Origin of the sequence: Burkholderia sp. AU28863, assembly GCF_002223195.1 — a bacterium.
Classification (GTDB): Bacteria; Pseudomonadota; Gammaproteobacteria; order Burkholderiales; family Burkholderiaceae; genus Burkholderia; species Burkholderia sola.
This window is the reverse complement of the sequence record NZ_NKFE01000005.1, coordinates 209,347-230,384: the sequence shown is the minus strand read 5'-3', so window position 1 is coordinate 230,384 and position 21,038 is coordinate 209,347. Positions and strand designations below refer to the sequence as shown.

The window sequence follows — 21,038 nt, the reverse complement described above, 5'->3', positions numbered from 1 at the left end:
TTCCTCCTCACACCGTGCCGAGCAGGCCCTGCGGCCGGAACCGGACGAGCAGCAGCAGCACGAGGCCGTAGATCAGCATCCGGTAGTCGGCCGCCCAGCGGAACAGCTCGGGCAGCCCGATCAGCGCGATCGCGCCGACGATGCCGCCGAGCACGTTGCCGAGCCCGCCGAGGATCACCATCGTCAGCGCGAGGATCGACACCTGCGAATCGAAGGTCTGGTGATTGATGTAGCTGTACAGATGCGCGGCGATCCCACCGCTCACGCCCGCCGCGACGCCGCCGACCGCGAACGCGATCGCCTTGTAGCGGTTCGGCGCGATGCCGTGCGCCCGCGCGGCGACGTCGTCCTCGCGCACCGCGCGCAGCGTGCGGCCCAGATGCGAGCGCAGCAGCCTCACCTGCACGAGCGCGAACACGACGAGCACCGCGAACGTGAACCAGTACGCGGCGCGCGCGGTCGTCGCCCACGGCAGCGGCGCGATGCCGGTGATGCCGAGCGGGCCGCGCGTCAGGCCGTCCCAGTTCAGGATAACGAGGCTCACCACTTCGCCGATGCCGAGCGTCGCGATCGACACGTAGTGCCCGCGCAGCCGGAACGCCGGATAGACGAGCAACGTGCCGAGCACGGCCGTGATCGCGCCCGCGCACGGAATCGTCACGGCCGGCGACCAGCCGAGATCCGACGACAGCAGCGCCGACGCATACGCGCCGATCACGAGCAGCGCCGCATGGCCGAGCGAGATCTGCCCGACCGTGCCCGCGACGAGCGTGAGGCTCAGCGCAAGCAGCCCGTACAGCCACTCGTTGGTCAGCGTCTGCAGCACATAAGGCGATGCACCGAGCCACGGCAGCACGGCCGCCGCCGCGATCAGCGCGACGAGCACCGGCCGCGGCACGCGCACTGCTTTCGCGGCGGCGAGGAAGGTGCCCGTCATCGGCTCGGGCGGCAGCGCGCGGTTCGCGCTGAACAAGCCGTTCGGCCGCCACACGAGGAACACGATCAGCAGTCCGAACGCGAACAGGTCGCGATAGCTGGTGCCGAACAGCGCGACGCCGTAGCTTTCGACGAGACCGAGCAGCAGGCTGCCCGCGATCGCGCCCGGCACGTTGCCGAGCCCGCCGATCAGCAGCGCGACGACGCCCTTCAGCGTCGCCTGGAAGCCCATCGCCGGATCGATGCTGTTGTAGTACATGCCGACCAGCAGCCCGCTCACGCCGCCGAGCGCGCACGCGATCGCGAACACGGTCTGGTTCACGCGATCGACGTCGACGCCCATCTGCAACGCGGCGTCGCGATCCTGCGCGGTCGCGCGCACGGCCCAGCCGAGCCGCGTGAAGCGCAGGAAGCCGTACAGCAGCGCGGCCGCCGCGATGCCGATGCCCGCGATCAGCAGGTCGAGCGAGCCGAGCGTCGCGCCGGCGATCCGCACGTGCCAGTCGGGCAGCGGCGTCGGAACCGCGCGCGGGTCCGCGCCGAACGCAAGCTGCGCGAGCTGGTCGAGGATGAAGCTGATGCCGATCGTCGCGAGCAGCGGCGCGATGCGCGCGGCATGGCGCAGCGGCCGCAGCCCGATCCGTTCGATCGCGATGCCGAGCGCGCCGCAACCGACGACGACCGCCGCGAGCGCGACCGGCAGCGGCAGTCCGAAGCGCGTCAGGCACAGCCAGCCGATGAACGCGCCGACCATGTACACCGAACCGTGCGCGAAGTTGATCAGGTGCGACACGCCGAAGATCAGCGCGAGCCCGACCGCGAGCAGCGCGTAGATGTTGCCGACGATGAGGCCGTTGAGCGTGTAGTCGAGCCAGGAAGCCATTACGATGCGTCCGTCAGGTGCAGGCGGTTCATGTCGGGGTCAGCGCGCCGCGAGCTGCGGCTTCGCGCCGTCCCACAGCGCCCACTGCCCGTGCTTCACGACCAGATACACGGTGCGCGCGCCCGCGACGCGGCGCGTCTGCGGATCGAAGCGCACCTTGCCGAAGATCACGCTCGGCACGTCGCTGATCTTCGCGAAGCCGTCGTGCGCGGCCTGGCGCGTCGTGCCGTAGCGGCGCAGCACTTCGGCCGACAGGATCAGCGCGTCGTACGCGCGCGCGACGAATGAATCGGGATCGGCGTGGAATTTCGCGCGATAGCGCTGCACGAACGCCTGCACCTCGGGGCGCGGTTCGGCCGGGAAGAAGTTCGATTCCGTATAGACACCGTCGACAGCCGTGCCGCCCAGTTCGAGGAACTTCGGCGAATACACGGAGCCCACCGCCGCGATCGGCAGCGTGACGCCGGACGTGCGCGCCTGGCGCACGATCTGCGCGCCGTCCGCGTAGTACGAAATCAGCACGATCGAATCGGGCTTCGATTCGCCGATGCGCACGAGTGTCGAGCGGAAATCCTTCTCCGCCGGCTGGTAGCCTTCGGCCGCGACGACCTGCGCGCCAAGCCCCGTCACCGCCTTCGCGAAGATGTCCTTGCTGGTGCGGCCCCAGTCCGTGTTCAGGTACAGCACCGCGATCCGCTTGAAGCCGAGTTCCTTCACCGCATAGCGCGCGAGCAGCGGCTGTTCCTCCGCCTGGCTCAGCGCGGTGCTCCACAGATAGTCGCCGCCCTTCGTGAAATCCGGATGCGAATTCGTGAAGCCGAACTGGATCAGTTGCCCGCGCTGGTAGATCGGCGACGCGGCCATCGACGTCGCGCTCGAGAAGTCGCCGAGCTCGATCGCGATGCGCGGATCGGCGACGAACTTCTGCGCGATCGCCACCGCCTGGCGCGGGTCGCTGCGGCTGTCCTGGAAGTCGATCGCGAGCGGCCGGCCGTGAATGCCGCCGCTGCCGTTGATCTCGTCGAGCGCCAGATCGAAGCCGCGCTTCCACTGCTCGCCGTATTGCGCGTCCTGGCCCGTGAGCGGCCCGCTCACGCCGATCACCACCGGCTCGCCCGACACGCCGGCCGCGAGCGCGCCGCCCGTCGACAAGCCCCATGCGGCAGCGAGCGCCGCCACCGTGCCCAGCACGCGCCGCCATGCGCCGCGTGCGTCGTTCCCCGAAACGTTCATGCGTCCCCCAGCTTCCGTCAATCGAAAAGAGTGAGGGCATGTAACCATCGGGTTCGGGACGATCCAACGAAGTTTTGCGCATATCGATATCGCCTGCGGCGCGAAGCGGATGACGCTCATGATCGATCTTGGCCGCCCGCTGCCTCGATCGACATGCCGGCATGCATCGCATCGCATTGATTCGATTGGCGTTTCGTTCTCGTCACCCCGCGCAGCCGGCGCGCATGCGCGCATGGCCGGCCGCCGCGACGCTCGCCTGCTTCGCAGTTTTCCCGCTGTCGATAGCAAAAATCATTATATGAATCGTGCATGATCACGCTCCTACAATGCGAAAATCGCATCATCGGAACGCGTCATGGAGTTGCATCAACTCGAAGCCTTTTCCGCGGTCATGTCGGCCGGCAGCGTCACCGGCGCGGGCGAACTGCTCGGTCGCTCGCAGCCGGCCGTCACGCGGCAGATCCAGGAACTCGAAGCCGATCTCGGCTACGCGCTGTTCGACCGGCACGGCCCGCGCGTCACGCCGACGCGGCGCGCGTTCCTGCTGTACGAGGAAGTCGAACGCTCGCTGGTCGGCTTGCGCGCGATCGAGGCGCGGGCCCGCGCGCTCGGCGACGAAACCGCCGAACCCGTGCGCATCGCGGCCACGCCGTCGCTCGCGGCCACGCTCGTGCCGGCCGCGCTCGCCGCGCTGCCCGACGACGCGCATGCGCCGCACTACCAGTTGCGCAGCGAGTCGGCCGAGCATGTCGTGCACGAGGTGCTGGCCGGCACGGCCGATGTCGGCGTCGTCACGCTGCCGATGGCGCATGCCGGGCTCGACGTGCACTGGATCGCGCAGACGCCGTGCGTCGCCGTGCTGCCAGCCGGCGATCCGCTCGCCGCGAAATCGCGCATCGCGCTGCGCGACCTCGCGCGGCGCCGCATCGTGACGGTCGCGAACCGGCACCGGCTGCGCCAGCGGATCGACGCGGCATTCGCGGCCGCGCGTGTCGAGGCGCGCGTGTTCATCGAAACCAATGCGTCGCTGAATGCGGTGATGGCCGCGCGCGCGGGCATCGGGATCGGCATCGTCGATCCGGCTACCGGCGTCGCGCTGCCGGTGGACGGCGTCGTCGCACGCCCGCTCGACGTCGACATCCCGTTCGCGTTCGGCGTCGCGACGCCGGCCGGCAAGGCGCGCTCGGCGGCCGTCGATGCGCTGCTCGACGCGCTGCGCCGCACGACGCGCGCGCTGCTCGACGACGTGATTTTTCACGACGCCGCCGCGCACGATGCGCTGCTGCGCGGCGACCGGCTGCGCACCGCCCGCACGGCGCGCCCGCCTCGACCGACCCGTGCACGCCGCACACGGCCGGAGGTCGCATGACGACCCAGCTCGACGCACTCGAAGCACGGCTCGCGCAGGACCTGCGCTGGCTCGACCTGCCCGCGCCGTCGTGGGTGCCGCCACGTGAAGTGGACGGCGCGCGCGTGCTCGACGTCGCGATCGTCGGCGGCGGCATGGCCGGGCTCGCGGCATCCGCCGAACTGCGCCTGCTCGGCATCGACAACCAGTGCGTGATCGACCGCGCGCCGGCCGGCTACGAAGGCCCGTGGGTCACGTTCGCGCGGATGGAGACGCTGCGTTCGCCGAAGCAGCTCGCGGGCCCCGCGCTCGGCCTGCCCGCGCTGACGTTCCGCGCGTGGTTCGAAGCGCAATACGGCCGCGACGCGTGGGATGCGCTGTACAAGATCCCGCGCCCGCAATGGATGGACTACCTGCGCTGGTATCGGCGCGTGCTCGACCTGCAGGTGCGCAACGACACGACGCTCGTCGCGCTGCGTCCACGTGAGGACGGCCTGCTCGCGCTCGATATCCGCGCAAACGGCGAAGGAGACACGCTGCTCGCGCGGCACGTCGTGCTCGCGACCGGCCGCGACGGCCTCGGTGGCCCGTCCGTGCCGCCCGTCGCGCAACGCGCGCCGCGCACGCGCTGGGCCCATTCGTCGGAGCCGATCGATTTCGCCGCGCTCGCGGGCAAGCGCGTCGGCGTGGTCGGCGCGGGCGCGTCCGCGTTCGACAACGCGGGGACCGCGCTCGAAGCGGGCGCCGCGCGCGTCGACCTGTTCTTCCGCCGCGCGGACATTCCGCGCATCAACAAGCTGACCGGCATTGGCAGCCCGGGCCTCGTGCACGGCTACGCCGATCTCGACGACGCGACGAAGTGGCGCTTCATGCACTACGCGCTGACGTCGCAGACGCCGCCGCCGCGCGACAGCGTGCTGCGCGTCTCGCGTCACGATCATGCGCATTTCCATGCGGGCAGCCCGATCGAGACGCTCGCCGACCACGCGGACGGCCTCGACGTGACGACGCCGCGCGGCCGCTACACGGTCGACTTCCTGATCTTCGCGACGGGCTTTCATTCGGACTGGACGACGCGCGACGAATTCGCGTCGTTCGGCGCGCACGTGCGGCGCTGGAAGGATCGCTATCGACCGGACCCGGCGCTGGGGCTCGACGAGCTCGCCGAGTCGCCCGATCTCGGGCCCGCGTTCGCGTTTCAGGAGCGCGAGCGCGGTGCGTGCCCGGCCGTCACGCGCATCCATTGCTTCAATCATGCGGCGAGCCTGAGCCACGGCAGGCTGTCCGGCGACATTCCGGCCATCAGCGCGGGCGCGCAGCGGCTCGCGCGCGGCATTGCGAGCCGGCTGTTCGACGCCGATCGCGACCGCCACTACGACGCGCTCGTCGCCTACGCGAATGCCGAACTGCAAGGCGATGAATGGCGCGATGCCGGCACCATCGGTCACTTTGACGACGAAGGAAAACCGAAACGATGACTGACTCCATCACGCCGGCCGCCGTGCCGGATACGATCGATGCGGCGGCCGGCCTGCGGGAAGGCGACGCCGTCGCCACGCTGCGCCGCGCACGCGGCAAGGTGCTGCTGCATACGCAACTGAGCGAAGCCGCGCTGTTCGATCCCTCCCTGCCCGATCTTTCGCCGGTCGAGCGGCTGCATGCGGCACGGTATGTCGCACGGCAGTCGAATGCGCACGCGCTGGCCGACATCTATCGCACGCGACTGCTCGACGCAGGCGGCACGCTCGACGACATCGAACGCGCCGATGCCGACGCGTTCGATGCGCTGCCTCGCCGCCTCGGCGCGATCCTGCTGCATGCGAAGCGCCTGACGCACGCCGCGGTCGACGCACGCGCGGCCGATCTCGACGCATTGAAATCGGCCGGACTCACGACGCCCGCGATCGTCGCGCTGTCGCAGCTCGTCTCGTTCGTCGCGTATCAGTTGCGCGTCGCCGCCGCCGCGCACGCACTTCAGGCACGTGCCGCCAAGGAGGCCGCATGACGACGACTACCGCCCACGGCTTCACGTTCGATACGCTCGGCTGGCGCGCGTGGCTCGACACGGTCCCGCTCGACTCAGCGACGCCCGAGCAGCTCGCGGTGCTCGAAGCGAGCCACCCGCAAGCGAAAACGTCCGATTATTACCTGCTGCTCGTCCATCTGCCCGAGATCCTGCTGCAGCGCTCGGGCGTGTTCAACGCGATCATGTACGGCCCCGGCGGGCTGTCGCGCGCCGAGCGCGAACTGGCGAGCACGGCCGTGTCGCGCGTGAACGGCTGCGTGTACTGCGCGTCGGTGCACGCGCAGCGCTTTACGCAGCTCGCGAAACGCACCGATGCGATCGAGCAGGTGTTCGACGATCCGGCGACGGCCGGCACGACGGCGCGCGAACGCGCGATCGTCCGCTATGCGATCGGGTTGACCGAACGCCCCGACGCGATCGATGAAAGCGACATCGCCGCGCTCGAAGCCGAAGGGCTCACGCACGAGGAAATCCTCGACCTGTCGCACGCCATCGCGATCTTCGCGTGGGCGAACCGGCTGATGCTGACGCTCGGCGAGCCGGCGTTTCCGGCGCCGGCGGCCAGCGCCTGACCGCACGCAGGGACGTGGCACGTCCCTGCCCGCGTCACGCCTTGTGCGTCGACAACGAGATGCTCGTCCCGGTATTGGCGATCCCCGTTCGGCAACCGTGCGCGATGGCGCAGAAATCGGATCAGCGGAAAAGCGTCGCGACGTGGTGTCGCACGCCCGAATGAAACCGGCTTCGACGTCGTGCGATGAGCGGCGCGACCGCGACCGAGACCGGACGCTTCGATCCGCGAACGAGATCGAAGCCGCCCGGACCGCTCTCAATCGCCCAACAGCTTCAACCCGGCCGGCAGCGTTTCGCCGAACACGCGCACCGTATCGGCTTCGTCGAACGCGACCGCTTCACGGACCCTGTCGATCCACGCCGCGGATGCGCTCGCGGCCGACAGGCGCTTGATGACCGCCTCGCGCGTGTCGTCCGGCAGATCGCGTGAGCGATCACCCGTCATCCGCGCAATCTGTGCAGCCGCGAACGCAGCCGGCTCCACCTGTTTCCAGTCGAGCGCGAACAACGCGTCGAGCCAGCCGATGACGATTTCCGCCGGCACGACGCTATGCGCGCTGCCATAGAACGGCCGGCGCGCACCGATCCGCCCGAGCGCCCACGCGCACAACGCACGTTCGGCCGGCTTCTGCAATTGCACGATCAGGCGCTCGGCCAGCTCGACCTTGCGCTCGACAGGCAGCCGCTCGAGCGACGCGGACAACCGCGTCATGTCGGCCGGCCCGACCTTGGCCGGATCGAACGGCAGCTTGCGCCGCTTGTCGTCGGACGGTTCGAGGAACGCGATCGCGTCGCGCACCTGCGTCTGCGCATCGTCGTCGAGGCCGCCGGCCACGCGCCGCCACAGCGTCCACCACTCGGACCACACCTGCGCGTCGGTCACGTATTGAATGCCGTCGTCGAACAGCGGCCACAGCTGCTCGATCCGCCATGCGTCGAGCGGATGGCCGAAACCCGGACGCAGGCAATACCCGGCGAGATTCAGCCACGCGCGCTCGTGATCGGCCGAGCGGCGGCGCCGCCGCGCCCGCGCGAGCAATGCGTCGAACAGTTCGCGCGCGAGCGCGACGTCCCAGTCTTCGCGCGCGCCGAGTACCTGTTCGAGTTGCGCGCGCAACCGGCGCGTCTCCTTCGGCGTGACGCCCGCGGCCTTGCTGCCGAACGAGCGCTCGATCAGCTCGATCGCCTGGTCGAGCCGCGGATGCCGGCTGGGCGAGGCATCGTCGCCGTGAACCGGCGCATCGCCGCGCAACTGGAACTCGAGCCGCCAGCGGCGCGCCGCATCGTCGGTCGCGATGCAATGCATTTCGAGCGTGCCGACCTCGGTCAGCGACGCGGTGAGCTTCACCGGCGTTTCGCGCGCGTCGCCGCCCGCCTTCGCGTCGACGACCGTCGCGATCGGCGGCAGCCGCACGAAATCGCCGCCGTCGAGATCGACGAGATCGCCGGGCCGGTACTTCGTGTCGGCCACCGTCGACACGAGGTGAAAACGCACCGGCTGCCCGAGCTGCAGCGCGAACGTGCGATCGTCGAGCCGGATCTCGCGGCCTTCTTCCGCGCCGCGCGGCAGCAGGCAGACGCCGCGTGCGGCAGCCCCCTCGGCGCCATCGTCGAGCACGAGGAAATAGCTGCGCGCGGAGCCGCCGCCGATGCGCGGCGCATGGCCGGCACGCGCGAGCCCATAGGCCACCGCGCCACGCGCGACGGCCACGTCCGGATGCGCGTTGTGCAGCACGTCGAGCGGGGCGCCGCGCCACGCACCGAGCGTCTGCGCGAGACGGCCGGCGAGCGCGCCCGCGCGGAACACGCCGCCGTTGAGCAGCAGCGTGTCGGGCAGCGGGCCTTGCGCATGACGGTTCAGGAACGCGGCGACGTGGCGCGTGACGGCCGGGTCGCTCGCATACGGCAAGCCGAATTCGACGATTGCCGCGCGCGCACGGCGTGGCAATTCGCAGGCCTCGACCTGCGGAAAGAACCCGTCGACGACGACCTGCTCGACTTCCTGCCGCGTCAGCTCGGCCGAGCGCGCGCCGCCGACGAGCTTGCTGCCCGCGCCGAGCAGCGTGACGGTGACGGACGCCGGCGCGTCGTCGCCGAGCAGCCGCTCCTTCGCCGCGCGGCAGCGCTCGACGAGCTGCGACAGGCTCGCGGCCGACAGCCGCGTGCCGGGCTCGGTCAGTCGCGATTCGACCAGGCGCGCGAGCGCGAGGTCCATGTTGTCGCCGCCGAGCATCAGATGGTTGCCGACGCCGACGCGCGTAAAGGTCGGCTCGCCGTCGTCGCCCGGCGCGACGTCGACGAGCGTGAGGTCGGTCGTGCCGCCGCCGACGTCGCAGATCAGCACGCGCCGCGGCGCGGCGAACGTGTCGCGCAACGTCGCGCGCTGGCCGTACAGCCAGTCGTAGAACGCGGCCTGCGGTTCTTCGAGCAACCGCAGCGCCGGCAGTTTCGCGCGTCGCGCGGCCTCGACGGTCAACGCGCGCGCGCCGTCGTCGAACGACGCGGGCACCGTCAGGATCACGTCCTGCTGCGCGAGCGGCGCATCGGGAAAGCGCGCGTCCCACGCGTCGCGCACATGCGCGAGATAGCTCGCGCTCGCATCGACCGGCGATACCTTGTCGACGCCGTCGGCCGCGCCCCACGGCAGGATCGCCGCGAGCCGGTCGACCGACGCGTGCGACAGCCAGCTCTTCGCGCTCGACACGAGCCGGCCCGGCACCTGCGCGCCGAGCGTGCGCGCGTAGCGGCCGATCACGGCCGGCGGTGCATCGGTCTTGGCCGATTGCGCATTCGCCTTCGTGTTGGCCTTCGGATCGGCCGCCCACGGCAGCCGCAGCGCGTCCGGCGGCAGCTCGCCCGCCGCCGGGTGATAGCGCACCGACGGCAGCAGCGGCTGCGCGGCCACCGCGCCGGGGCCGACCAGTTGCTCGACGTCGAACACGCGGATCGCGTCGGAACCGGCCTCGACGTACGCGACGACCGTATTGCTCGTGCCGAGGTCGATGCCGACCGTATAACGCTTCATCGCGCTCAGGCGGCGCCGCGCACGTCGAACTCGACCTTCCAGCGCTCGTTCGTGCCGCTCGGGATCGCCTCGAGTTCGAGCGTGCCGGCTTCGGTCACGCGCGCATGCAGCTTAACCGGCACGACTTCGCCGACGGTGCGCCCTTCGGCGGGCAGCGTTGCCTGGATTTCCTCGAGCTCCTGCAGCTCTTCCGCCGACCAGTAGTCGAGCAGCGTGCCGACCTGGTCCTGACGGCGCACCGACGACCCGAAGAAGCGGAACTGCACCGGTTCGCCGACGACGAGGCCGAACTCCTGCGGCGGCAACGCCGCGTCCGAGCCTTCCTCCATCCCGAACGGCGCGACGCACAGCGCCTGCACCGGCGGCTCCAGCCCCGGCACCGCGGGCATCGCCGATTCGATCGCGACGTAGTACGCGCGCGCCGTGCCGCCGCGAATGCGCACGCCGCGGCCGCGCTTCACGTAGCCGTAGTACGCCGCGCCGCGCGCGACCGCGAGATCGAGATCCGCGCCTTCGAGCAGGCGCGCGGGCGGCGCGCCTTCGGCGGCGAGCCAGCCGTTGAGCGTGTCGAGCACGCGCTGCGTGAGCAGCGTCGACTTGAACACGCCGCCGTTGAACAGCACGGCGGTCGGATGCAGGAACGTCGCGCCTTGCGGCAGCGTGCGCTGCACGCCTTCGAGCGTGTCGAGCGCCGCGACCTGGCGGCCGAGAAACGCCGCCAGATGGCGTGTGATGCCGGCGTCCTGCGCATACGGCAGGCCGAGCTGCGTCAGGCCGACGCGCGCGCGGCTCACCGGGCGCGCGGCCGCATCGACTTGCGGGAAGAAGCCTTCGAGGATCGTCTGCGTCAGTTCCGCGCGCGTGAGTTCGGTGCGGATCGACCCGCCGATCAGCTTCGAGCCGCGGCTCGGCACGACGAGCGGCACCGCGTCGGTCGTCGGGTCGGACAGCAGCGTTTCCTTCGCCGAGCGGCACGCGTAGGTCAGCGCGCGCAGTTGCCACGGATCGGCCTGCGTGCCCTGCTGCGCGAGCTTGCGTGCGACCACGTGCGCGAGCGCGAGGTCCATGTTGTCGCCGCCGAGCAGGATGTGCTCGCCCACCGCCACGCGATGCAGTTCGAGATTGCCGTCGCGCTCGACCACCGCGATCAGCGACAGGTCGGTCGTGCCGCCGCCGACGTCGACGCACAGGATCAGGTCGCCGACCTGCACCTGCTTGCGCCAGCCGCCTTCGCTCTTCTGAATCCAGCTGTAGAGCGCCGCTTGCGGTTCCTCGAGCAGCGTCATCCGCGAATAGCCGGCGGCGCGCGCGGCCTCGGCCGTCAGTTCGCGCGCGGCCGGATCGAACGACGCGGGGATCGTGACCGTCACGTCCTGGTCGGCGAACGGCGCGTCCGGATGCGCGTGGTCCCATGCTTCGCGCAGGTGCGTGAGATAGCGGATCGAGCTTTCCAGCGGCGACACGCGCGCCACTTCCGGCGGCGCATCGCTCGGCAGGATCGCCGCGCGACGATCGACGCCCGGGTGGCACAGCCAGCTCTTCGCGCTCGACACGAGGCGGATCGGCGTGCCGGCGCCGCGCGTGCGCGCCATCTCGCCGACCGCGAACGCGCGCGAGGCCGTCCACGGCAGCGTCAGGTCGCCCTGCGTCAACTCGCTTTCATGCGGCAGGTAGAGGAACGACGGCAGCAGGTCGCGCGATTCCAGCGCGCCCGGTGCGGTCAGCTGCGCGATCGGCAGCACCTGCTGCACGATCTTTTCGCCGTCGCTCGTGCTGCTGTCGACGTACGACAGCGCGCAATGAGTCGTCCCGAGATCGATACCGATCGAATAGCGCGGATCGCTCACAGTTCCACCTCCGCCGGTGCGATGACCGATGCGTCGTGGCTGCCCGTCAGCTTCGGCAGGCGCACGTCGGAAACACGCCAGCCGCGATGGCTGACGGTGCCCGTGAACGGCGCGGAGCCGACCACGTTGCCCGTCACGCGCACGGCCGTCGCGTCGAAGCCGGCCGGCAACGTCACGCGGCTGCCTTCGGCTTCGTCGCGCACCGGCACGATCGTGAAGTGTTCGCGCAGCGCGGCGCGGCAGCCGTCGTGCACGAGGCGCGCGGCCGCGCCGATGTCGGCGTCCGCGTAGCCGGCGATGTCTTCCTCGACGAAATCGATGAAGCGCGCATCGCGTTGCAGCAGGCCGAGCAGTTGCAGCGCCGCCTGCGGGCTCGCTTCGCGCAGCTCGGGCGCTGGCGCCTTCACCGGCGCGGGTGCGACGGGCGCGGCAGCCGGCGTCGGGACCGGCGCGACCGGTGCCGGGGCGCCATCGCGCACGCGCAGCACGCCGGCCGCGAACTCGCGGTTGCCGAGCACGGAGAAGAACGTGCCGACGGCCAGCGACAGCCGGCCGAAGAAGGACAGGTTGGATTCGGGCATGGGGTCTGGACTCCTGTGGGCTCGCGGCAGGGCGAGCGTTTCTTGCCTGGGCGCCGGGTGGCGGCGTGCGGCATGCGCACTGCCGCCGCCCGGCGCGTGATTCGAACGCGCCCTCGCGGGTGCGGAAAACCCGTATTTTGCCCTGTGGCGGGCGAACCGGGCAGAAGTTGGGGGACAGAACGTGGCGGCGCGACGGTTTCGATCGCGCCGGCGCGCGTCGAAGCGTGCGTTATGTGCGTACTGCGGGCGTGCTGCGCTGCGTCAGCGAGGCTTGCGCAGCCGCGCCGCCTTCGCTTCGAAATCGTGCGACAGCATGCCGAGCGTGACTTCGCCGAAACGCGCGAGCAGCGCTGCTTCGGCGTCCTTCAGCGCCGCCGACAGATGCGCGTTGACCGCCTGTTCGACCAGGCATTCGGGCGCGTCCTCGGACACCAGGTCGGAAAACAGCGGCGGCTCGCCCACCGCGCGATAGACGTCGAGCAGCGTGATGTCGTCGAGCGCGACGCTCAGCGCCCAGCCGCCGCCGTGCCCCTTTTCCGACTGCACGTAGCCGCAATCGCGCAATCCGCCGAGCAGGCGCCGCACGACGACCGGGTTCGTGCCCAGCATCGTCGCGATCGTCTCCGACGTCAGCGGGCCGTCGGCCTGGTCCATGTGGATCAGCGCATGCAGCATGCGCGACAAACGACTGTCGGTTCTCACGGGCGGGACTCCCCTCTCTCGAAACTTCTGAAGTTGCATGAATGATACCATCGCCCTATCATGCAACCTCTCGTGTTTCATGAGTTGGCCGCCATCGGAGCACGTCTGTCCGTCATGCAGGTTCGGAAAGGAGGGGATGTATGAATACCCATCATGAAGTGATCGTGATCGGTGGCAGCTTTGCCGGGCTGTCGGCCGCGATGCAGCTGGCACGCGCACGCCGCCGCGTGCTCGTGATCGACGCCGGCCGGCCGCGCAACCGCTTTGCCCAGCATGCGCACGGCTTCTTCGGACAGGACGGCAAGCCGCCTGCCCAGATCGTCGCCGAAGCGAGCGCGCAGCTTGCCGCATATCCGACCGTGCAGCGCATCGACGGCGACGCGCGCAGCGCAGAGCGCGACGCGAACGGACGCTTTCACGTGACGCTCGCCGACGGCAGCCGCGCGAGCGCCGACCGGCTGATTCTCGCGACCGGCATCCGCGACGAACTGCCCGCGCTGCCGGGGCTCGCCGAACGATGGGGCATCAGCGTGCTGCATTGTCCGTACTGCCATGGATATGAAGTGAGCGGCCAGCGGCTCGGCGTGCTCGCCACGCATCCGCTGTCGGTCCATCAGGCGATCCTGATTCCGGACTGGGGCCCGACGACGTGGTTCACGCAGCGCGTGGTCGAAGCGAACGAAGAAGAAGCCGCGTTGCTCGCTGCCCGCGGCGTGCGGATCGAACGCTCGCCGGTCGTCGAGATTCTCGGCGACGCGCCGCGTATCGACGCGCTGCGGCTCGCCGACGGGCGGGTCGTGCCGATCGACGCGTTGTTCGTCGGCGCGCGCACCGGCATGGCGAGCGACCTCGCGCAGCAGCTCGGCTGCGCGTTCGACGAAGGGCCGCTCGGCGCCGCGATTCGCGTCGATGCGTGGAAGCGGACGAGCGTCGCGGGCGTATATGCGGCCGGCGATGCGTCGAGCCTGATGACCAATGCGACGTTCGCATCGGCATCGGGGGTGGCGGCTGGCGTGGGCGCACATCGATCGCTGATTTTCGGATTGGATGCGTAGGCGGGCGGGAAGCGACGCGTCACATCGGGCGACGGCGCCGGGCGCGTTGCGGCCGTCCTCATCGCGGCCGCCCCGCGCCACGTCGATGGCTTCGCCGCGCGATCTGCGGTTTAATGCTCGATACCCTCCGCATTAAGAGCCATGAAATGCTCGACCTCGACGACCTTCGACTCGTCCGCGCGATCGGCACGTCGCGCTCGCTGGCCGCGGCAGCCCGGCTGCTCGACCTCACGCCGCCCGCGGTCACGATCCGCCTGCAACGGATGGAGGCGCGCCTGAACGCGCGGCTCGCCGTGCGGCAGCCGAAAGGCATTGCGCTGACCGACGAAGGGCAGCGGCTGTGCCAGGAAGCCGTCGGCATTCTCGAGCGCGTGGAGGCGCTGCCGGTCAGCATCGCGGGCGACCACGGCGACGTGCAGGGCACGCTGCGCGTCGTCGCCCCGCTCGGCTTCGGCCGCAAGTACGTCGCGCGGATCGTGCGCGACGTGCAGCGTGCGCATCCGAAGCTCGAAATCTCGCTCCACCTGTCGGAAAGCCCGTTGACCAGCGCATCGGGGGCCGACGTGGTCGTCCATGTCGGCAGCCTCAGGTCGTCTTCGTGGATCGGCTATCCGCTCGCGCCCAACGAGCGCTTCCTGTGTGCGAGCCCCGGCTACGCGCGCCGCCTCAAGGACCTGAACCATCCGTCCGACCTGACGCGCTACGACTGCCTGTGCCTGCGTGAGAACGACGAAGACATCCCGCGCTGGCGCTTCTCGCCCGGTCGCGGCGTCAAGGGCGAATCGCGGCGGGCTACCGTCATCCGCGTCGCCGGCGCGCTGTCGTCCAACGACGGCACCGTCATCACCGAATGGGCGCTGGCCGGGCTCGGCATCGTCGAGCGTTCCGAGTGGGACGTCGCGCCGCTGCTCGCGAACGGCAAGCTCGTGCGGTTGCTGCCCGGCTGGAGCCTGCCGCCCGCGCCGGTAACGGCGCTGTTGCCGTCGCGTACCGGCCGCTCCGCGCGGCAGCGGGTGTTTCTCGACGCCGCGCGGCAGTTTCTCGATCCGCCGCCGTGGCGCGCCAACGCGTGAGCCGAGGCCACGCTCCGCGAGACTCGGCCGATTAAATTTTGCTTAATGGCAGATTAGTTCCGCATTAAACACGCTGCGCGCCGACTGCCCTACAGTGTCCGCATCGGCAACCCCGCAATCGGACGCATCGTGGACCTTCACACCCTCAACACCCCGGCCGCCTTGATCGATGTCGGCCGCATGCAGCGCAACATCGCGCGCATGCAAGCGCATCTGGACGCGCTCGGCGTGCGGTTCCGGCCGCACGTCAAGACCACCAAATGCCGGCACGTCGTCGACGCGCAGATCGCGGCCGGCGCGCAGGGCATCACGGTATCGACGCTCAAGGAAGCCGAGCAGTTCTTCGCGGACGGCATCCACGACATCGTCTACGCGGTCGGCATGGTGCCCGCGAAGCTCGGCCAGGCGCTCGCGCTGCGCCGGCAAGGCTGCGACCTGAAGATCGTCGCCGACAGCCTGCCGGCCGCGCACGCGATCGCGGCCTTCGGGCGCGAGCACGGCGAACGTTTCGACGTGTGGATCGAAGTCGACGTCGACGGCCACCGCTCGGGCATCCCGCCCGAAGCCGAGCTGCTGATCGACGTCGGCCGCGCGCTGACCGACGGCGGCATGCTGCTCGGCGGCGTGCTCGCTCACGCGGGCTCCAGCTACGAATACGACACGCACGCGGCACTCGTCGCGATTGCCGAACAGGAGCGCAGCCGCACCGTGCGGGCCGCGGAGCGCCTCAGGGCCGCCGGGTTGCCCTGCCCGGTCGTGAGTATCGGGTCGACGCCCACCGCGCTGGCGGCGGAACGGCTCGACGGCGTGACCGAAGTGCGCGCCGGCGTGTACGTGATGTTCGACCTCGTGATGCATAACATCGGCGTGTGCGACCTCTCCGACATCGCGCTGTCGGTGCTGACCACCGTCATCGGCCATCAGGAAGAAAAAGGCTGGGCGATCGTCGACGCCGGCTGGATGGCGATGAGCCGCGACCGCGGCACGCAGCGGCAGGCGCGCGATTTCGGCTACGGACAGGTCTGTACCGACGCCGGCGACGTACTCGGCGGCTACCTGATGAGCGCCGCCAACCAGGAGCACGGGATCGTGTCGCGAGCAGGCACGCCGGATACGGACATCGCGCAGCGGTTTCCGATCGGCACGCGGCTGCGCATCCTGCCGAATCACGCGTGTGCGACCGGCGCGCAACATCCCGAATACCAGGCCGTCGGCGATGACGGCGCCGCGCAGATGTGGCCACGCTTCTACGGTTGGTGAGCGAGATCCCGCTTCCATCCTGCATCCTTTGCGCATTGACTATTTGTCTATATTTGGACAAACTTTAAACATCCGATTTCGTCTCGTGCCGACCAGGCGCCCTCGACCATGCCGACCGACGCCCGCCTCCTTCTCCTCGACCGCGATGCCATCGAGCCCGCCCTGCAGGCCGGGCAAGTGATGGCGGCTGTCCGCGAAGCCTTCGTGCTGCACAGTCAAAGGGCCGGACGCGTATTCCCGGTCGTGCGCGAGAAACTGCACACCGGCGGCGTGTTCGGCATCAAGTCAGGCGACGTCGCCGCTCAGGACTTGCTCGGCTTCAAGGCCGCCGGGTTCTGGCCCGGCAACCGGGCGCGCGGCGGCGAGCCGCATCAGGCCACCGTCGCATTGTTCGATCCGGCGACGGGCCGGCCGCTGTGCATCATGGACGGCAACGCGATCACCACCGCGCGAACCGGCGCCGCGGGCGGCCTCGGGCTGCAACAGTTCGCGCGCCGCGACAGCACGCGGCTCTGCGTGTTCGGCACTGGCGTGCAGGCGCGCGTGCAGCTCGACTACGCGCTCGCGCTGCTGCCGCGGCGATGCACGGTGCAGTACGTGACCGTCAGCGGCGAGCCGGACCCGGCGTTCGAATCGCGCTTCGCCGACCGGTGCACGATCGGCGTGGCGCGCGACCGCAACGACGCGGTCGCCCATAGCGACGTGGTGATCACCGCCACGCCGGGCGGCGGCGCGTTGTTCGACGCGGATGCCGTGCAACCCGGCACCCACCTGACGTGCGTGGGCGCCGATACCGCCGGCAAGCGCGAACTTCCGGCCGGCGTGCTGGCACGCGCGCGCATCGTCGTCGACGATCACGATCAGGCGCGCAGCATCGGCGAGTGCCAGTGGGCGCCGGATTTGCCGCGCACGGAAATCGGTGACATCCTCGCGGGTGCGGCATCGGTCAACCGTGCCGCGCACGAGATTACCGTCTTCGACATGACGGGGCTCGCGCTGCAGGACCTGACCGTCGCGCGCTTTCTGTATCGACACGCGCTCGACAACGGCACCGGGGCCTCCGTTCCGTGGCCCTGGTAAAACGACTTCCCGCTTCCCACCGCCATGCGTCTCGCCAAAGTTTCCGCCCTCTCGTTCGACCTCGACGACACCCTGTGGCCGTTCGGGCCGTCCGTCGTACGGGCCGAGGCGACGCTTCGCGCATGGTTGATCGAACACGCGCCCAACACAGCAAGCGTGCTGCCGACGCAACAGGCACTCGCCGCGCTACGTGAGGAATACGAACGGTTGCGCCCCGATCTCGCCAGCGACTATCGCGCGATGCGAATCGGGTCGATCCGGCTCGCACTGGAACGCGCGAACGAAGATGTCTCGCTGACCGAGCGCGCTTACGACGTCTTCTATGCGGCGCGCAATCGCGTCGAGTTCTACGAAGACGCGCTGCCGGCGCTGGCGTGGTTGAGCGCGCGCTTTCCGTTGATCGCGGTCACCAACGGCAACGCCGATCTTCGGCTCACTGGCGGCGGCGAATTCTTCCGCACGACGCTCAGCGCGCGTGCATTCGGCTTCGCCAAGCCGGAACCCGAGATCTTCCACGCGGCGGCGGACGCACTCGGCGTGCGGCCGGCCGAATTGCTGCATGTCGGCGACGACTTCCATCTCGATATCGTCGGCGCGTTGAATGCGGGGCTTCAGGCCGCGTGGGTCGTGCGCGGGCCTCGGGCGGAGGAAGAACCGGCGCCGCAGCATGCGGTGACGCCGCATCTCAGGTTGCGCGATCTGGCGATGCTGTGCCGTGCGCTGGGTGCGCCCGATACGGTTTCGTGATCGTGGGGCGGGCGCGGCGCGTCACGCCGACGCCGCGCATGCCCCCCGTTTCGCTTTCACGCCGCCTTCCTCGCCTCCGCGATCCGCTGCGGCGCCTTCGGCCGCGCATACAACCGTTCGAGATACGCGCGCAGTTGCGGAAACGGTTCGATCAAATGGCATTCGCTCGCCCAGTCGATCAGGTAGGCCGTCACGCAATCGGCGACCGTCAGCGTATCGCCGACGATGAACTCGCGCCCCTCGAGATGCGTGTCGAGAATCGCGGCCATCGTCGTGAAATCCTCGCGCGCCAGTTCGATATCGGCCGGCGAGCGCTTCTCCGGCGGATAGAGGAACGTGTGCCGCGTGATGCGCCACAGCGGTTGCTCGAGCTCCGTCACCGCGAACATGACCCACCGATAGGCTTGCGCCCGCAACGCCGGATCGACGGGCAGCAGCGCCTTCTCCGGGTACTTGTCCGCGAGATACAGCACGATCGCGGCCGATTCGGGAATCACGAGGTCGCCGTCCACCAGCACGGGCACCTTGCCGGCCGGATTGAGTCGCAGGAATTCGGGGCGCTTGTGCTCGCCCTCGAGCAGGTTGACCGACACGAATTCGAAATCCGCATCCAGTTCCTTCAGCCCCCACAGCGCGCGCTGCGAGCGCGTGCCGGCAAATCCGTAAAGCTTCATCGCCAGTCTCCATCCATGAATGTCGAGAAAATGTCTGCATGCCGGACACGACGGATCGAACGAAGCGACGCGCGTCGCCCGGCATCACGCGTCGCTCACGCGCCGGGAATCGCCAGCACCGGCATCACGTCGACCGATACGCCCGGGAACAGCGTGAAATGCGGATGCCCCACGAACAGCGCGGCGGCCGCGTCGTGCGACGCCGCCCGCACGACGGTGAAGCCGGTCAGCGCATTGGTCGTATCGCGGATGCCGGCTGCGTCGATGCGCTTGGTCTTGCCGAGCGGCCCGCCCAGTTCGACGATCGCGTCGCGATGCCGGTCGACCCACGCATGCCATGCGGCGATGCCGTCGCGCTCGCGCGTGCGCCGCTCGTCGTCCGGCAGCGCGAGCCATGCCTTCATCGCCGGGCTATCCTGGCTCCCGAGAAATACGGCGAGATACAACTGTTGTTGCGCACTCATGCCTTCTCCTCCGATGACGGCGCGGCGGGCTGCCGCGCCTCGACCTTGACAAGATAGGTTGATATCAACACAATTGCAACATGGCACGAAAAGAAAAGCTTCCCTTCGAAACGACGCTGATGGTGCGCGATTGCTGCCTGTGTTTGCACATGCAGCGCGCGGCGCGCAATCTCGCGCGCATCTTCGACGACGTGCTGCGCCCGCTCGACCTCACCAACGGCCAGTTTTCGCTGCTGATGTCGTTGAACCGGCCGCAACCGGCCCCGATGAAATCGGTCGCGTCGCTGCTTGCGATGGACCGCACCACGCTCACGGCCGCGCTCAAGCCGCTCGAGCGGCGCGGCCTCGTCACGATCGTCCAGGATCCCGACGACGGACGCAGCCGCCTGCTCTCGCTGACGCCAGCCGGGCACGACCTGCTGGCCGAAGCGTTCCCGCTGTGGCAGCAGGCGCACGCCGAGATCGAGCGGCCGTTCGCGCCGGGCGAAGTCGACCAGTTGCGCGGCCAGTTGCGCGCGCTGTCGGTCGATCCGGACTCGCGCGACTGAGGCGGCGCGCGGATCGCGCTGCGGTGCTCGCGCGCACTTCCTGTCACGCGCTGTCAGCAGACATTGCGCAAGCCGGTCGCACCGCCCGATTCGGTGGCAATATCGCTCGGCACGACAATCGGTCCGCTATCCATCAGGAGACGAACATGGGCAACAACGAGAAAGGCGCGATTTTCCGGTCGCTTCACCGCGCGGGCCAGCCGCTCGCGCTGTTCAACGTGTGGGATGCCGGCAGTGCGCGCACCGCGGCCGACGCGGGCGCCGTCGCACTCGCCACCGGCAGTTGGTCGGTCGCGGCGGCCAACGGTTTCGCCGACGGCGAGCAGATGCCGCGCGCACTGATGATGGACGTGCTGGAGCGGATCGTGCGCGCGACGGACTTGCCCGTCACCGTCGATCTCGAAAGCGGCTACGGCGAGCGGCCGGAGGAAGTTGCCGAGACGATCGCGCTCAGCATCCAGGCCGGCGCGATCGGCTGCAATCTCGAAGACAGTTTTCCGACCACGGGCGAACTGCGCGACGTCGACGAAGCGGCGGCCCGCGTCGCGGCAGCCCGGCAGGCGGCCGATCGCGCGGGCGCCGATTACTTCATCAACGCACGCACCGACGTGTTCTTCACGGCGGCAGCCGATACGCACGACGAACGCTTGCTCGACGCGACGCTGGCGCGCGCCCGCGCGTATGCGGCGGCCGGCGCCGACGGCCTGTTCGTGCCGGGCCTGCGCGCGCCGGCGCTGATTCGCGCACTGACGGCCGCGTCGCCGCTGCCGGTGAACGTGATGCGCGTGTCGGAAACACCAACGATTGCAGAACTCGCCGAGTACGGCGTGGCGCGCATCAGCCACGGGCCGTATCCGTATCTGCAGGCGATGAAAGCGTTGGCGGCGCTGGTCAAGCAAGGCGGGTAACGGATTCGCGGGGCGGGCGCCCTGCTGCGCATCACACGACGACGTTCCGTATGATCGGCGCCCGCCTCCGCGTTT

The 21,038-nt window shown here is 69.7% G+C and carries 19 protein-coding genes; 11 read left to right on the top strand and 8 right to left on the bottom strand.

Going from position 1 to position 21,038, the window contains the following annotated elements; all coding sequences use genetic code 11:
* Positions 1-7: 7 nt before the first annotated feature.
* Both CFB81_RS17545 and CFB81_RS17540 read right to left on the bottom strand, forming a co-directional pair.
* Positions 8-1,819 (bottom strand): ABC transporter permease, encoded by a 1,812-nt coding sequence (locus tag CFB81_RS17545; protein ID WP_089436002.1) that lies wholly within the window; start codon positions 1,817-1,819, stop codon positions 8-10.
* Positions 1,820-1,858: 39 nt separating this feature from the next.
* A complete protein-coding gene (locus CFB81_RS17540) occupies positions 1,859-3,052 on the bottom strand; it encodes an ABC transporter substrate-binding protein (protein ID WP_089436001.1) in 1,194 nt (397 codons plus the stop codon).
* A gap of 355 nt (positions 3,053-3,407) precedes the next feature.
* Here CFB81_RS17540 and CFB81_RS17535 point away from each other — a divergent pair, with 355 nt between their 5' ends.
* Genes CFB81_RS17535 through CFB81_RS17520 form a run of 4 tightly spaced genes read left to right on the top strand, consistent with a single transcriptional unit; the run spans position 3,408 to position 6,998 of the window.
* Positions 3,408-4,421, top strand: coding sequence for a LysR family transcriptional regulator (locus CFB81_RS17535; RefSeq protein ID WP_089436000.1), 1,014 nt, complete (start codon positions 3,408-3,410; stop codon positions 4,419-4,421).
* A complete protein-coding gene (locus CFB81_RS17530) occupies positions 4,418-5,878 on the top strand; it encodes an NAD(P)-binding domain-containing protein (protein ID WP_089435999.1) in 1,461 nt (486 codons plus the stop codon). Before CFB81_RS17535 ends, CFB81_RS17530 begins: the two co-directional genes overlap by 4 nt.
* A complete protein-coding gene (locus CFB81_RS17525) occupies positions 5,875-6,405 on the top strand; it encodes a CMD domain-containing protein (RefSeq protein ID WP_089435998.1) in 531 nt (176 codons plus the stop codon). Before CFB81_RS17530 ends, CFB81_RS17525 begins: the two co-directional genes overlap by 4 nt.
* A complete protein-coding gene (locus CFB81_RS17520) occupies positions 6,402-6,998 on the top strand; it encodes a peroxidase-related enzyme (protein WP_089435997.1) in 597 nt (198 codons plus the stop codon). The genes CFB81_RS17525 and CFB81_RS17520 overlap by 4 nt, the downstream gene beginning before the upstream one ends.
* Positions 6,999-7,255: 257 nt before the next feature.
* On the opposite strand, the gene CFB81_RS17515 is transcribed toward CFB81_RS17520, so the two are convergent.
* The 4 genes from CFB81_RS17515 to CFB81_RS17500 form a co-directional block, all read right to left on the bottom strand.
* Positions 7,256-10,024 (bottom strand): Hsp70 family protein, encoded by a 2,769-nt coding sequence (locus tag CFB81_RS17515; protein WP_089435996.1) that lies wholly within the window; start codon positions 10,022-10,024, stop codon positions 7,256-7,258.
* Between the two features lie 5 nt (positions 10,025-10,029).
* Positions 10,030-11,871, bottom strand: a complete 1,842-nt coding sequence (locus CFB81_RS17510) for an Hsp70 family protein (RefSeq protein ID WP_089435995.1) — start codon at positions 11,869-11,871, stop codon at positions 10,030-10,032.
* Entirely contained in the window at positions 11,868-12,452 is a 585-nt protein-coding gene (locus tag CFB81_RS17505; RefSeq protein WP_069618910.1) for a DUF2760 domain-containing protein, read from the bottom strand. The genes CFB81_RS17510 and CFB81_RS17505 overlap by 4 nt, the downstream gene beginning before the upstream one ends.
* A gap of 261 nt (positions 12,453-12,713) precedes the next feature.
* A complete protein-coding gene (locus tag CFB81_RS17500) occupies positions 12,714-13,154 on the bottom strand; it encodes an Rrf2 family transcriptional regulator (protein ID WP_069618911.1) in 441 nt (146 codons plus the stop codon).
* A gap of 140 nt (positions 13,155-13,294) precedes the next feature.
* Here CFB81_RS17500 and CFB81_RS17495 point away from each other — a divergent pair, with 140 nt between their 5' ends.
* From CFB81_RS17495 to CFB81_RS17475, 5 genes are all read left to right on the top strand, one after another.
* Positions 13,295-14,209, top strand: a complete 915-nt coding sequence (locus tag CFB81_RS17495; RefSeq protein WP_089435994.1) for an NAD(P)/FAD-dependent oxidoreductase — start codon at positions 13,295-13,297, stop codon at positions 14,207-14,209.
* Positions 14,210-14,322: 113 nt separating this feature from the next.
* A complete protein-coding gene (locus CFB81_RS17490; protein ID WP_089435993.1) occupies positions 14,323-15,282 on the top strand; it encodes a LysR family transcriptional regulator in 960 nt (319 codons plus the stop codon).
* A gap of 129 nt (positions 15,283-15,411) precedes the next feature.
* The gene (locus CFB81_RS17485) at positions 15,412-16,542 is read left to right on the top strand and encodes a DSD1 family PLP-dependent enzyme (RefSeq protein WP_089435992.1); all 1,131 of its coding nucleotides are present in this window, start codon (positions 15,412-15,414) and stop codon (positions 16,540-16,542) included.
* A gap of 108 nt (positions 16,543-16,650) precedes the next feature.
* Entirely contained in the window at positions 16,651-17,622 is a 972-nt protein-coding gene (locus tag CFB81_RS17480; protein ID WP_089435991.1) for an ornithine cyclodeaminase family protein, read from the top strand.
* 24 nt (positions 17,623-17,646) lie between these two features.
* Entirely contained in the window at positions 17,647-18,369 is a 723-nt protein-coding gene (locus CFB81_RS17475; RefSeq protein WP_069618916.1) for an HAD family hydrolase, read from the top strand.
* Positions 18,370-18,425: 56 nt separating this feature from the next.
* Here the strand turns inward: CFB81_RS17475 and CFB81_RS17470 are convergent, their stop codons facing one another.
* Together CFB81_RS17470 and CFB81_RS17465 are read right to left on the bottom strand one after the other, a co-directional pair.
* Positions 18,426-19,043, bottom strand: coding sequence for a glutathione S-transferase family protein (locus CFB81_RS17470; RefSeq protein WP_069618917.1), 618 nt, complete (start codon positions 19,041-19,043; stop codon positions 18,426-18,428).
* A 95-nt stretch (positions 19,044-19,138) separates the two neighbouring features.
* The gene (locus CFB81_RS17465; protein WP_089435990.1) at positions 19,139-19,507 is read right to left on the bottom strand and encodes a hypothetical protein; all 369 of its coding nucleotides are present in this window, start codon (positions 19,505-19,507) and stop codon (positions 19,139-19,141) included.
* Positions 19,508-19,587: 80 nt separating this feature from the next.
* Here CFB81_RS17465 and CFB81_RS17460 point away from each other — a divergent pair, with 80 nt between their 5' ends.
* On the top strand, positions 19,588-20,055 hold the full coding sequence (locus CFB81_RS17460; protein WP_069618919.1) for a MarR family winged helix-turn-helix transcriptional regulator: 468 nt from the start codon (positions 19,588-19,590) through the stop codon (positions 20,053-20,055).
* A gap of 146 nt (positions 20,056-20,201) precedes the next feature.
* Complete coding sequence (locus CFB81_RS17455) at positions 20,202-20,963, top strand: isocitrate lyase/phosphoenolpyruvate mutase family protein (RefSeq protein ID WP_089435989.1); 762 nt, start codon at positions 20,202-20,204, stop codon at positions 20,961-20,963.
* Positions 20,964-21,038: the final 75 nt, after the last annotated feature.